The organism is Leeuwenhoekiella obamensis (assembly GCF_055391795.1).
In genome coordinates, this window is the sequence record NZ_AP029251.1 from 2,045,770 (window position 1) to 2,060,079 (window position 14,310).

The 14,310-nt window shown below is 40.0% G+C and carries 11 protein-coding genes; 8 read left to right on the top strand and 3 right to left on the bottom strand.

All coding sequences use genetic code 11. The features are described 5' to 3' along the window. Positions 1–2 precede the first annotated feature (2 nt). From ACZ5L8_RS09020 to ACZ5L8_RS09035, 4 genes are read left to right on the top strand one after another with little or no spacing between them, the layout of a single operon-like run. A complete protein-coding gene (locus tag ACZ5L8_RS09020) occupies positions 3–2,069 on the top strand; it encodes a glycoside hydrolase domain-containing protein (RefSeq protein WP_464436769.1) in 2,067 nt (688 codons plus the stop codon). Next, a complete protein-coding gene (locus tag ACZ5L8_RS09025; RefSeq protein ID WP_464436770.1) occupies positions 2,059–3,138 on the top strand; it encodes a Gfo/Idh/MocA family protein in 1,080 nt (359 codons plus the stop codon). Before ACZ5L8_RS09020 ends, ACZ5L8_RS09025 begins: the two co-directional genes overlap by 11 nt. A gap of 24 nt (positions 3,139–3,162) precedes the next feature. Beyond that, a complete protein-coding gene (locus ACZ5L8_RS09030; protein WP_464436771.1) occupies positions 3,163–5,454 on the top strand; it encodes a GH92 family glycosyl hydrolase in 2,292 nt (763 codons plus the stop codon). 35 nt (positions 5,455–5,489) lie between these two features. Continuing rightward, positions 5,490–6,938: a Gfo/Idh/MocA family protein gene (locus ACZ5L8_RS09035; RefSeq protein WP_464436774.1), complete on the top strand. Its 1,449-nt coding sequence runs from the start codon at positions 5,490–5,492 to the stop codon at positions 6,936–6,938. Between the two features lie 125 nt (positions 6,939–7,063). On the opposite strand, the gene ACZ5L8_RS09040 is transcribed toward ACZ5L8_RS09035, so the two are convergent. From ACZ5L8_RS09040 to ACZ5L8_RS09050, 3 genes are all read right to left on the bottom strand, one after another. After that, positions 7,064–7,642 carry a DUF2911 domain-containing protein gene (locus ACZ5L8_RS09040; RefSeq protein WP_462597544.1) on the bottom strand — a complete coding sequence of 193 codons (579 nt, stop codon included), beginning with the start codon at positions 7,640–7,642 and terminating at the stop codon, positions 7,064–7,066. A gap of 159 nt (positions 7,643–7,801) precedes the next feature. Continuing rightward, positions 7,802–8,464 (bottom strand): response regulator, encoded by a 663-nt coding sequence (locus tag ACZ5L8_RS09045; RefSeq protein WP_464436777.1) that lies wholly within the window; start codon positions 8,462–8,464, stop codon positions 7,802–7,804. A 488-nt stretch (positions 8,465–8,952) separates the two neighbouring features. Then, positions 8,953–9,489, bottom strand: a complete 537-nt coding sequence (locus ACZ5L8_RS09050; protein ID WP_464436779.1) for a DUF421 domain-containing protein — start codon at positions 9,487–9,489, stop codon at positions 8,953–8,955. A 190-nt stretch (positions 9,490–9,679) separates the two neighbouring features. Here ACZ5L8_RS09050 and sbnA point away from each other — a divergent pair, with 190 nt between their 5' ends. The 4 genes from sbnA (at position 9,680) to ACZ5L8_RS09070 (ending at position 14,274) form a co-directional block, all read left to right on the top strand. Beyond that, on the top strand, positions 9,680–10,648 hold the full coding sequence (gene sbnA / locus ACZ5L8_RS09055; protein ID WP_464436781.1) for a 2,3-diaminopropionate biosynthesis protein SbnA: 969 nt from the start codon (positions 9,680–9,682) through the stop codon (positions 10,646–10,648). Then, positions 10,648–12,390, top strand: coding sequence for an FAD/NAD(P)-binding protein (locus ACZ5L8_RS09060; protein WP_464436783.1), 1,743 nt, complete (start codon positions 10,648–10,650; stop codon positions 12,388–12,390). The genes sbnA and ACZ5L8_RS09060 overlap by 1 nt, the downstream gene beginning before the upstream one ends. A 10-nt stretch (positions 12,391–12,400) precedes the next feature. Continuing rightward, positions 12,401–13,852: a Y4yA family PLP-dependent enzyme gene (locus ACZ5L8_RS09065; RefSeq protein WP_464436785.1), complete on the top strand. Its 1,452-nt coding sequence runs from the start codon at positions 12,401–12,403 to the stop codon at positions 13,850–13,852. 62 nt (positions 13,853–13,914) lie between these two features. Next, positions 13,915–14,274, top strand: a complete 360-nt coding sequence (locus ACZ5L8_RS09070; protein ID WP_464436787.1) for a hypothetical protein — start codon at positions 13,915–13,917, stop codon at positions 14,272–14,274. The last annotated feature ends 36 nt before the right edge of the window (positions 14,275–14,310 follow it).

Here is a 14,310-nt window from a genome sequence, read left to right on the forward strand (position 1 = left end):
AAATGCACCAAACTACCCCGAAAAAACTATCAACTCTTTTAGGAATTTTATTTTTTATACCACTATCATTTTTTGCGCAAAGCGAAAATGTAAATGTCTTTCTGGGAACCTCAGGAGATCATGGTCAACTTTCACCGGCAGCTTCTTATCCTTTTGGGATGATAAGCATTGGGCCGCAAACCTATCCCAAAACGCATCCGGGATATGAGTATTATGCTAAAGAATACAGAGGCTTCACGCACAACCGTATGGAAGGTGTGGGCTGTCTTGGCGACGGCGGCGTTATTCTTGTTCATCCTTTTCAGGGAAAATGGGACGGCCACAAAAGCCTGATCAAAGAAAAACAAAGTGGAACTCCCGGCTATTATTCGGTGGATTTTAAAGAAGGCATCACTGCCGAATTTACCGTGAATAAAAATCTGGGCGTTCATCATTATACTTTTAGCGAAAGCGAAAACGGACTATACGTCGACCTGAGCCACGCCTTTGTGGGTGGATATATTGAGGAGCAGCACGAGTTTGATGCTAATGGTTCTTCTGGATTTATACGCGCTCGCACAACGTGTAGTCGCGGGATCTACAAGTTTTTTTATGACATGCAGGCCAATGTTGCGATAACCTGGGAGCAGATCGGGCCGCATCAATTTCTTGCAAAATTCCCGGCAGGAACAAAGGATGTGGATTTCCGCATTTCTTTTTCTTCTGTTGATCTGGCTCATGCCAAAAACAATCTGACAGATGCACCGTTCTCAACATTAAAACAGGCTACAACAAAGGCTTGGGATAAAGAACTTTCGGCCATTAAAGTGGAAGGCGATCAAGAAAGAAAAGATCTTTTTTACTCTTTATTATATCGCTCTATACAATCACCTTTTGTGATCTCTGAAGCTGATGGCAGCTACCGCGCAACAGATGGTTCGCTACAAAATTCTGATAACATTTTTTATAACGGCTGGGCGATCTGGGATAATTACAAAACCCAACTACCTTTACTTTCTTTCGCCTATCCTGAAAGATACGATGATATCGCTTGGTCTATCGCACAGCTTTATAAAGCGGGGAAAAAAGATTTCTCAACAGACTTTGAACCCTCGCAAACTGTACGTACGGAGCATGCTATTGTGGTTTTGCTAGACGCGATGCGCAAGGATTATGATGTTCCCGTAAAGAGTATTCTTGATTCGCTAGTGCATGAAACTGATAATCTTGACTTTCACACTCCAGATAAAGCGCTAGAATCTAGTTATGATACTTGGGCGCTCGCCGAAATTTTAAATGAGATAGGAGATAAAGAGACCGCAAAAAAATATACCTCTAAAGCGCTAGAGTACAAACAACACTGGGAAAAAGATTTTAAAGACATGTCGCGCAATGATGTAGATCGCATGTCTGCACGCAACATGTATCAAGGAACGATCTGGCAATACCGCTGGTTAGTACCTTATGATATTCACGGTTTACAAGAACTGGCTGGTGGCGAAGATAATTTTATAGCAGAGCTTGATGAGTTCTTTGGTCATGATTATTACAATCATGCAAATGAAACAGACATCCAGGCGCCATATTTATATCACGCTACTAAACAACCATGGAAGAGTCAGGAGTTAATAAACAGGATCGCTGTAGATACGCTGACGCAGTTTTACTTTAATAACAACAGTCGCGGTGTTAATCCATACATTGGGCGTGTGTATCAAAATAAACCTAGAGCATTTTTATCTACAATGGATGATGATGCTGGTGCGATGTCTGCATGGTTTGTACTTGCAGGAACTGGTCTTACACCTGCAGCAGTGGGGATGCCGCAATATTATTTACATGTTCCACTGTTTAAGGAAGTGACTATAAACGGAGATTCTAAAAAACCTTTTGTGATCACGGTAGAGAACTTTGACAAAAAGAATATTTATATTGAAGAAGTATTCCTGAACAACAAGAAGTTAAACCGCAACTGGATCACTCACCAGGAACTACAAAAAGGTGGTAAACTTACGATCAAAGCCTCCCCTACTCCCGTTAAGACCACTTACGATCCATGGGCGACAAGAATAAATTCAGATGAAAAATAAAACATTAAAACACACCATAACGGCTATGTTTATGCTATGCGTAGTTTTTACACACGCGCAGCAAAAACTCAAGGTTGTCGTTGCAGGTTTAAGCCATGATCACGCACATGTGATCATGAACGATTATAAAAATGGCCGCGTAGATATCGTGGGGATCGCAGAAGAAAATCCAGATCTGGTTGCTCGATATTCCAAACAATACAATGTCCCAAAGGAGATCTTTTACAGTTCGCTGTCAGAAGCTCTTGCAAATACAAAACCAGATGCGGTTTTGGCGTATAATGCGATAGTAGATCATTTGGCTGTAGCCAAAATATGTGTCCCAAAAGGCATCCCACTTATGGTTGAAAAACCACTAGCCATAAGTGTAAAACAAGCAGAAGAAATGGCTGCGCTTTCGCGAAAATACAACACACCTATTCTCACAAATTATGAGACTACGTGGTACGGAAGCCTGCAAACTATGAAAGACAAGTTGGATGAAAACCCACAGAAGTTAAAGAAAATGATCGCAAGAGACGGTCATGAAGGCCCTAAGGAAATAGGCTGTAGCAAAGAATTTTTGAGTTGGCTTACAGATCCTAAGCAAAACGGCGCTGGCGCTTTAAATGACTTTGGCTGCTACGGGGCAAATATCATGACTTGGTTTCATAACGGTAAAAAACCCATTGCAGTTACCGCGATGACGCATACTCTTAAACCAGATGTTTATCCCAAGGTTGATGATGACGCGGTGATCGTTCTAGAATATGAAGATGGCACTGGGATCATTGAAGCTTCATGGAACTGGAGTTATAGCCTTAAGGACTTTCAGGTGTATGGTGAGCACTCATCGTATGATGCCGTAGATGGAAATACACTGAAACACTTCCCTAGACATACTAAACCACAAACAGTAGATCTTAAAGAAAATTATTACACAAATCACGTGGATTACCTAAGCGATTATCTCGCGGGTAAAGTAGATGGAACTAATGATCTTTCATCATTAGAGAATAACCTCATCGTGGTTGAGATCCTTGAAGCTGCTAAGAAATCTGCTAAAACAGGAAAACGCATAAAACTTTAAATCAATTATTCACTTTAACGTACAATGAAACGAACAGCCTATCCAATTCTGACCTTTTTATTGCTGGTATCTTTTTTGGTGCAAGCCCAAACAAAAGAACTAGTGCATTATGTAAATACCTTGCAGGGTACAAATTCTAAACATGAGCGTACTTACGGGAATACGTATCCTACCACCGCTTTGCCTTTTGGGATGAATACTTGGACTCCACAAACGGGTCGCAACGGTGATGGCTGGAAGTATCAGTATTTTAAAGATGAAATTAGAGGTTTTCAGCAGGCGCATCAGTGTAGCTCGTGGTCTAACGATTATGCTGTGTTTTCTCTAATGCCGGTAACTGGCGAGTTAAAACTGAATGATGAGGATCGTAGAGCGAAATTCAGTCATGAAAATGAAATCGCTAAACCGCATTATTACAAGGTGACGCTAGATAATGGTATTACAACAGAGATCTCACCTAGCGAGCGTGGAGCGCATTTGAGATTTGATTTCCCTAAAGATGCTGATGCCTTTATCGTGCTAGACGGTTACACTGGTTTAAGCGGCGTTAAGGTTGGCCCAAAAAACAGAAGGATCACTGGTTTTGTGCGCAATGGCCGTGGTATGGACCGCATTGAGGGCATGAAAAACTATTTTGTCATCGAGTTTGATAAACCATTCCGTTCTGAAGGAACTTGGGAAAATCGCAAGAATGAAAAATGGGAAGAAAAACTAGAAGCTGAAGGCGACGGCGTGGGAGCTTACGTGCAGTTTAAAGACGGGCAGACGGTGCAAGCTAAAGTGGCTTCTTCTTACATTAGTTTAGAGCAAGCCCAGATCAATCTAGATCGTGAATTGGGAAAACACAAAGCTTTTGAAGAAACTAAATACGATGCAAAAAAGACATGGAATGAGCACTTAAGCAAGATCTATGTAGAAGGTGGAACTCAGGAAGAAATGGAGACATTCTATTCTTGCTTCTTCCGTGCGAGCTTGTTTTCGCGTAAGTTCTATGAACTTGATAAAGACGATAAGCCTGTTTATTACAGTCCGTATGACGGCACTGTGCATGAAGGCTACATGTACACAGATACCGGTTTCTGGGATACCTTTAGAGGGCAATTTCCTTTAAACGCGTTACTGTATCCTGAGATGCAAGGACGCTACGTTTCAGCGTTGCTAGATGCTTATGATCAATGTGGATGGTTACCGTCTTGGAGTTTCCCTAGCGAAGCGGGAAGTATGGTAGGTAATCATGCTATTTCACTTTTGGCGGATGCCTGGGCAAAAGGTTTACACACCTTTGATCCTGAACGCGCACTTAAAGCATATTTTCATGAAGCGACAAATAAAGGCCCGTGGGGACCTGCAAACGGCCGCGAGGGTTGGAAGGATTACTTCACTTTAGGTTATGTTGCGTATCCTGAAACTCGCGAGGCTACTGCAAAAACACTAGAATATGCTTATGATGATTTTTGTGCTTACGCTTTAGCGAAAAGCAATGGATTAGAATTCTATGAGCGTGTATTTGGTGAGCAGATGTACAATTATAAAAATGTATTTGATCCAGAAGTTGGTTTTATGCGTGGCCGCAAAAAGAACGGCGACTGGACAGAGAATTTTGATCCGTACGAATGGGGAGGCCCGTTTACTGAAGGTAACGCTTGGCATTACTTATGGTCAGTATTTCAGGATCCTAACGGTTTGATCGACCTTTTAGGAGGTGATGAGAAATTCAATCAAAAAATGGATTCTGTATTTAATGTATCTAGCAAAGTGAACGTAGGTACTTATGGCGGAATGATCCATGAAATGACTGAAATGGTTGAAGCTGACATGGGACAATATGCGCATGGTAATCAACCGATACAGCACATGATCTACATGTATAACTACTCTGGCGAACCATGGAAAGCGCAAGCACGCTCTCGTGAGGTAATGGATAAGTTATACAACGCTACAGAAAATGGGTATCCTGGTGATGAAGATCAAGGGCAAACCTCATCTTGGTACGTACTAAGTGCAATGGGCTTTTATAGCGTTTGCCCGGGTACAGACGAGTATGTTCTAGGTAGTCCGGTTTTTGAAAAGATCACAGTTACTCTTGAAGATGGTAAGAAATTTGTAATTAATGCAAAAGGGAATGACAAAGAGCACGTTTACATAGATGATGCTCAATTAAATGGCAGACCTTATAGCAAGAATTATTTAACATATCAAGACATCGTTAATGGTGGAACATTTGACTTAAAAATGAGTGATAAACCAAATAAAGAGCGCGGTACAGATACTAAAGACGAACCTTTTTCTTTATCTTCATACGATCTAAAATTTTAGACAACCATTAACAACTCGATTTTAAAATTCAAATCATGAAAAAAGACGAAAATTCTAAAAAAAATCCCAGAAGGGATTTTATTAAAAAATCTTCGGTAGCCGCTTTAGGTATTTCTATCGTGCCACGACACGTACTAGGAGGACCCGGCTTTATCGCTCCTAGCGATAAGCTTGTAGTAGCTGGTATTGGTGTGGGTGGTAAAGGAGAAAGCGACATCAATATGTTTGCTAAATCAGGCAAAGCAGAGATAGGCTTTCTTTGTGATGTAGATGATCGCCGTGCGGCGAAATCTGTTTCGCGCTTCCCAAAGGCAAAATACTACAGAGACTGGAGAGAAATGCTTGAAAAAGAGCATAAGAATTTTGATGCTGTTTCTGTTTCTACGCCAGACCACAACCACGCTTCTCCCGCCATGGCAGCGATGGAACTGGGTAAACACGTTTATGTACAGAAGCCATTAACACACGACATTTACGAAGCAAGAAAGCTTACAGAAGCTGCTAAAAAATATAAAGTAGTTACTCAGATGGGTAACCAGGGATCATCTAATGATGGTACCCGCCTTATGAGCGAGTGGTATGACGCTGGCCTTATAGGTGATGTTGAAGAAATTTACTGCTGGACAGATAGACCAGTATGGCCACAAGGAATTCCTTGGCCTAAGGATGCTGCACAAGTACCTAGTGAACTAGATTGGGATCTATGGTTAGGAACAGCACCTTATAAAGATTATGTAGAAGGTCTTGTGCCATTTAACTGGCGAGGCTGGTGGGATTATGGTACAGGTGCTCTAGGTGATATGGGATGTCACATTGTTGAAGTTCCTGTGAGAGCGCTTAACCTTAAATACCCTAAAGACGTTCAATGTAGTATAGGTAGTGTTTATGTAGATGAGTTCCAGCGTGGATACTTCCCAGATAGCTGCCCACCATCTAGTCACGTTACAATGACTTTTGATAAGACTGATAAGACTAACAACGATGTTAAGCTTCACTGGATGGACGGTGGTATTCAACCAGCACGCCCTGAAGAGTTAGGTCCTAATGAAACATTTGGTGACGGTGGTAACGGTGTACTATTCGTAGGTACTAAAGGTAAAATGATGTGTGGTACATATTCATCTAACCCACAATTACTACCAACTTCAAAAACTGAACAAGCAAAAGTAACGCAGAAATACGCACGTGTTCCTGGCCAGTCTGAAGGTCACTACGCACAGTGGGTTGAAGCTGCAATTGCTGGCTATGGTGAGAAGGAAGTAAGTTCTGCTTTTGATGTTGCAGGACCACTTACAGAGATCTTACTTATTGCAAACCTTGCCATCCGTGGATTTGACGTTCGCAAAGAGCGTGGCGGCGGCGGATTTGATTATCCTGGTCGTTATATCGAGATGCTTTGGGATTCAGATAATATGAAGGTTACGAACTTTGACGAAGCAAATCAATTCGTCAAACGTGATTACAGAGAAGGCTGGACGTTATAATCCACCATCTAGTATAAATTGTAAACACCTCTTCAGTTTTTGAAGAGGTGTTTTCTTTTGGCTTAAAGCCAAAAAAAAAGCCCCAGCGATCGCCAGGGCTTAATTCTTAATTCTTATCACTCAAATTAAAGTGAGATCTTAAAAGGAACCATTAGTTCATCCCAGTGAAGATATGCCACAGTTGAATTATCTGTAATATCATCAAAACCGTAGCTTAACCACTCTTCTTGCTCAGCGTCTTGTGGAGTTACCATCACACGAAGTGCATCTTGACTTTTATCATATTTGTAACTTCCCCATTGATCGCTAACCTTGTTAAAGATCACCGTCCACTTACCATCTTCTGATGGGATCATGTGGATAGAATATTTACCTGCTGCAAGCGCCTCGCCTTCTACCATAACGTCTTTATTAAACTCAATAGTAGTTGCTGCATTTGCACCTGCACGCCATGGGAACGCCTTGTTGTCTGAGTATTTATTACCCGCTTCCATACCATAAGGTACGATATCACCCCAAACTGTTCTTCCTTTAACTCCCGGTCTGCTATAGGTGATCGTGATCATCGCATCATTTGCGATATACTGCGTCACGCTAGCTTTCTGACTTGGTTGGATTTTACCGCCTTGCGCGTTCGCTTGTGGAGTAAATGTAGCGATCATCGCAAAAACGACGATCATGATTGTAAAATGTAGTTTTTTCATCGTATTCTAATTAATGTTTTAAATTTTTAAAGCGCAATACGCTCTCTGCTAAGTTAGACATTTGTGCGGTATAAATTGAGATTATATCATTTTGGCTGTAGCCAAAACAAAAAAAGCATACTCTCGTATGCATCTCAAAACGATTGAAATATTTAAAAGTTAGATCAAACCAAGGTCTTTGACGATCGCCACAAGATGAGTTACATTCTTAGCATCAAAGTGTGAAGTAAGCTTGTTGATACGTTTTTCTACAGAGCTCAAACTTGCCGGCTTTACTTTATGTTTCTTAAAATATGCACTTATCTCCTTTTGCATAAAACCTCGTCCTAGCATTTCTAGAATTTGCAGATCATAATCATTTACATCTAATGAATAATCGTGATCTAATGCATTATAGATCTCTGGCGAAAGGTATTTTTTTTCTTCAGCGACACGCTCAAGAGCTTCTTCTAGATTTTTAAGTCCGTTTCTACCTTTACACACGTAGGCGTTGATCTTATGTACATCAAAGAGTTGCCTTACCTTTTGTGGTCTATCTTCCATGGTATAGACAATAACCTTAAGGTCTGGATGCTCATTGCTAAGTGCCGCGATAAGTTCTTCGCCAGAGGTGAATTTTTGCTTACGGTGATCTGGTTTAAATCTAAGATCGGTAATATATAGATCAAAAGGCTCTTGATCCAGAATTCCTCTTTTTATCCTTATATAGGCATCGTCACAATATTCAACAACTGCAACTGGGATTTCCATTTGCTCTAGAAGATCTGCAATTTCATTTTGTGCATGATCAAAACCTTCAGCGATCAATACTCTACTAAACATTCTAAATGTAAATTTTAAAAACTTGATGGGTCTGCTCTCAAATCTTCAAAGCTAACGCTCTCCTTAATCGCCTCAATACAGAATTCCATAATGCACAAAATCTGTGCCCTTAACCTGTCTACCCTACACAAATACAAAAAACGTTTTACGGATTTATAAATTTGAAATGCTTTATAAACTCACATTGCTACAAACACACACGTAGGAAAATTTGGCCAACAAAAATTGATGCAATTTTCTCGCATAATAAGTATCACAAAGTAGAGCTATTACAAACACTCTTTGAAACACAATCTCCGTAAAATATAGGGTTTATAGCAGTTTTTCGTAAATCACGTACTCGTGTAAACTAGAGGTTAAATATATAAACTATTCTCAGCAAATCCGAAAAACGAAAGATATTTCTTACTTGTTTTTTAATTTCTTGGCAGGAAATCAAATAACGCAATAAGCCTCACCTATTTGTATATAAACTTTGTTTTATACCACTATTTCTCACTAGGAATTCCGCGCACTCCTTTAAGCAATCTTTGATCAAGCGTGCTATTATTATCACCATGCAAAACAGACATGTCTCCTGTAGATTCTAAGATCACGGCATGCACTTCTTTAAAGTCAAGCGCATTTGCTTCTCTAAGTTTTGCGATCAGATCATCTTCACCCACGTTTGCTTTAGAGAGGTTGTCATAAAGTATCTCACCTTTATACATCAACATCATAGGAGCATTGGTAAAAGCTTCATTTAATTTTTTAGATTTTCTTACCGCATAAGCAAACAGCGTTTGAAAAGCTACAATTCCTGCAAGGGCTATACCGCCTTTTAATAAAGACTGGTTTGTATTCATCACAACCGCCGCTAAGATAGATCCTATGGCAATGGTAGATGCAAAATCAAAGCTGGACATCTTAGCAAACGTCCGTAAACCAGAAATTCTCGTGATCACAATTATGATCGTAAAAATGACAAGTAGAGAAACAACTACTTTACCAATTGTACCAAGCGAAGCGTAGATCCATGTTTCCATATCGATGTTTTAGAAGGTTAGAGCATCAAATTACGTTATCTCATTGCAAGGCTTCATCTTATCATTAAACATTGCGTATTCTTTAACGATTTGCTGTTAAAAATTGTTATTATAAATATTCTAAAACCAACAATCATATAGCTTTATCAAACAGGATATTATACATCTATCAACTTATCCATCAATCTGTATGAAACTTAACCAACCACACTTAGATACTTTACAGCAATCTGTGCTTGAAACTATAGGTAATACTCCTTTAGTATTATTAAAGCATCTATCAGCCACCACCGGCGTTGATGTATTTGGAAAATTAGAAATGGCTAATCCTGGCGGGAGCATTAAAGACAGGACCTCGCTCAACATTATAGAAGATGGTATTAAGAGAGGACAAATCACTCCAAACACCACGCTAATTGAAAGTAGCAGCGGAAATATGGCTATCGGTCTGGCGCAAGTTTGTGGGTATTATAATATTCCCTTGATCATTGTGGTTGACCCAAAAGCGAATAAACATACTATAAAGATCTTAAAAGCATATGGAGCTAAAGTGGATCAAGTCACAAAGCCAAATGAAGATGGTGGTTATTTAGGTGCGCGATTAGATCGTGTGCAGCAATTGCTTAGTGAGATCAAAGATTCATTCTGGACTAATCAATACGGCAATAACGCAAACCCTCAAGCGCACTATCGTACAATGCAAGAGATCATTGATAAGCTTCCTGATGCCGACTATGTTTTTTCAGCAACAAGCACTTGTGGAACGTTAATGGGTTGCGCGGCTTACATACAGCGCGAACAGCTCAATACAAAACTAATTGCAGTAGATGCAGAGGGTAGTGTGATCTTTGGCGATAAGCCAAAAGAAAGACATATTCCCGGTCATGGCGCAGGTTTGCCGTCAAAATTCTTAGATAAAAGTACCATTCACAAAGTGATGCATATCTCAGATAACGAATGTGTTCTGGGATGCAATAAATTACTTAGAAACGAAAGTATTCTTGCCGGAGGATCGTCTGGTGCTGTAGTGGCTGCATTTTTGAAAATGGCGCCTTCCTTGCCTGCAAATAGCAAATGTGTACTCATTTTATGCGATCGTGGCGAGCGGTATCTCGATACGGTTTACAATCCTGAGTGGGTTGCAAAAACTTTAAATTAGTGAACACCTCTGTTTTTAATATTGCAATTATTGGGTTGGGACCCAAAGGGCTCTACGGACTAGAGCGCTTACTCGCTTGCATTAGATCAACAACGGTGCAAAGGGAAGTTCATATCCATCTTTTTAATGAATCCAGATCCTTTGGTGCGGGATGGGTCTACAAAACAGATCAACCTGAATATCTTTTGATGAATTATACCAATAGATATATTTCGGTTGTTCCTGAGCAAGCACCAGAACCTGCTTGTGATCTGGTTTCTTTCTCACAATGGCGATCTAATAAAACAGGAAAAACTGTAGAAGATGAAAATAAAAAAGTCTCTCCAAGAAAAGAGGTTGGCAATTATCTCGCTGAAACCTTTGAGAGAATATGTGAAGCTGCTCCCGAAAATGTATTCATTCATAAACATATCGCCGCAGTTTCACAGATAAAGAAAGAGAATGCAACATTTAAGATTCAAATAGAAGACGGCGCTTTTAATAATATAGCTTTTGATCAAGTACTGATCACTACCGGTCATAAACCGGCAATAGTGCATCGTGCAAATAGCAACGTAGATCCTTCATACATTCCATTTATTTATCCTGTTGATGATAAATTAAAATGCATTTCCCCGCAAAACAAAGTGATCTGCAAAGGTATTGGGTTAACAGCGATTGATACCATTTTAGGTCTTACAGAAGGCAAAGGAGGTCATTTTATAATGAGTAAAAATGGAAATCTAACCTATCATCCAAGCGGGCAAGAGCCCGAGAAAATATTTCCATTCTCTAGATCTGGTGTGCCTATTATACCACGCGGAGAATACACAGATCATCTGCAACAAAGCAGTTTTTACCTTAAAACGTTTGTAGAAAATATTGATCCCGCAGAAGAAACGCTGGACTTTGAACTGCATACTCTTCCTTTGATCTATCAAGATATTCAAGCTAGTTTTTACAGACAACTGTTTAAAAACTATGCTTATAAAGTGGCGACAGATTTGCCCTATGACGAACTCGAAAAATACATTTCTAAATTTCATAAACAGCATCCTGACGCTCCGTATTTCATTGCCAAAGATTTTGTAATGAATTCACTTCCTGCTTCAAGTGATCATCATCAAGAAGTAAAAAAACACTGGCAATTCTGGGTTGAGGAAAATGAAAAACCAGACAGTCCGTTTGTGGCGGCAGCATGCGCTTGGCGCTTTATCGCTGCAGATTTTAATACTATTTACAGCAACAATTGGCTTTCGCCAAAATCTCTCTTAAACTTTCAGCAGCAATGGTTCGGGAGATTTAATCGCATTGCATACGGACCGCCGCTGGTAAACATTCGTAAAATGCTGGCGCTGATGGATGCTGGCATTGTAGATTTCGCGTATGCGAGATCACCAGAAATAGAAGAGTCAGACAGTTTAAAAGAAATCAAATGCAATGGCATTTCAACCACATTTGATCACCACATAAACGCCACCTTGCCACGAGCAATTGACAAAAACGCCAAAAGCATTTTTACAAATTCGGCAGACCTGTTCTCATTTCAAAACAAAAAAGACGCTTTAAGCGAATTGCATTGCACGCGATCAGGAAATCCTATAAACCCAAACGGCGAAATAGAAAAAAACATCACGCTTTATGGCACGCCTACAGAAGGTCAGCTTTTTGACAATGACAGCTTAAGTCGCAAGGCAAACGACACCATTAGCGATTGGGCAAAAGCAATCGCAAACGAACTCAAAACATTAATCCCTGCATAAAAAAATTACAATGACAGCTTTACCTAAGCTACAACCGCTTACCTCACCCTGGATGTTTAAACTTATTGAAGACTATGCGCTTCAAGAAGAAATTTTTAATGCGCATCACTCCCCGGTGAACGTGCATCACTTGCCTACATTTAAGAAAAATGTGGGTGATTATAAAGAGATCTTAGATGGTTATGGTATTAAAAACCAACTCTTTTTTGCCAGAAAAGCAAACAAATTCAAGAACCTGATCCCGGCGGCTGTTGAGGCTGGCATCGGCATTGACACGGCGAGTTTTCACGAGTTAAAACAATGTCTTGATCTGGGCATCGCAGCAGATTTATTGATCTCTACCGCTGCGATAAAAAACAACGAACTCCTCAACCTTGCTATAAAAAATGGCGTGACCATCATCATCGATAATCGCGATGAACTAGAGCAAACCTTAAACATTGCTCAGCAGCAAAACACAACGGTGAAGATCGGGATTCGCATTTCTGGATTTATGTTCAACGGCGAGAAATTACAGAGCCGTTTTGGCTTTGATATTGACGATGTAGAAACTGTGATCCATGATTTTTTCGCTTCCGCGAAAACTACGCAGACCATACAACTCACCGGTTTCCATTTTCATCTGGACGGTTACAGCACAGCGCAACGCGGCGAAGCCTTACATCAAACCTTAGATCTTATTGAAAGACTGCGACCACAAGGTTTCGACTTTTCGTTTGTGGATATTGGCGGAGGTATTTTAATGAACTATTTGGCGGAAGCCACAGAATGGAAAAACTTCCAGGAAATTTTAAAACAAGCCGTGCTTGGCGATCATGTACCCATCACCTACAATAACGACGGACTAGGTTTTAAGAACAGAAATGGTGAGATAGAAGGCAAACTGAATACGTATCCTTATTACAACGAGAACACAAAACCGCACTTTCTTAAAGCTGTTTTGGAGACTGAAAATGCGGCGGGTAAACATGTAGCAAGCAGATTAAAAGAGCTTGACATACAGCTGCGACTAGAGCCTGGACGTAGTCTTCTGGATCAAGTGGGAATCACGATGGCACGAGTAGCGCATCGCAAAGTTGATGCACAAGGTAATAATCTAGTTGGCCTAGAAATGAACATGTCTCAAATGAAAAGTTCTAGCGCAGACTTCTTGCTAGATCCTTTTGCATGCTTCAAGAATCCTGATCCTGATGCAGAAGCTGTAGATGTTTATTTCACGGGCGCATATTGTTTAGAACGCGACGTACTCTTAAAACGCAAAATAACCTTACCTCAACTTCCGGCGATAGGCGATACGATCATATTTGTGAATACTGCTGGTTACATGATGCACTTTTTTGAAACCGAAGCACATCTTTTTAAACGAGCAGCGAATGTGGCTTTGTCTACAGAAAAATCATCATTTACTAAAGAGGATTTTCAATCAGAAGACTATGTTACTCCTATTCCTATGTATGAATAATAAATATCTTGCCTATGGTTTTTGTCTCTGTTCTTTGGGTTACTTTGATAAGTACTGCTTGCATGACTGCAATTAGCATTGTACTGACATTAATTTTAAAAACCAATTTAATAGAGCCTTATTGGCTTAATACCGTATTATTTAAAAAGAAACAAAACCTGTTTATTCCTGGGTGGATTTTACACTATATAACAGGTATAGGTTTTTTATATCTGTTGCATTTTATCTTACCCTTTCTGGGTGATCATTTAGTTTTAAATGCATTGATCTCAGGAATAATTGAAGGAATATTAGGCATAGTGCTATGGCACATTTTATTCAAAATAACCTTTAAACCACAGGATATTAAACTCAGTTATTATTACCCCAATCTTGTATTGGCCCATATTGTATTTAATTATGTAGCCATAAGCATGATGTAACAAAAGACATACCGCATAAAAAACGGTCTACTGAAT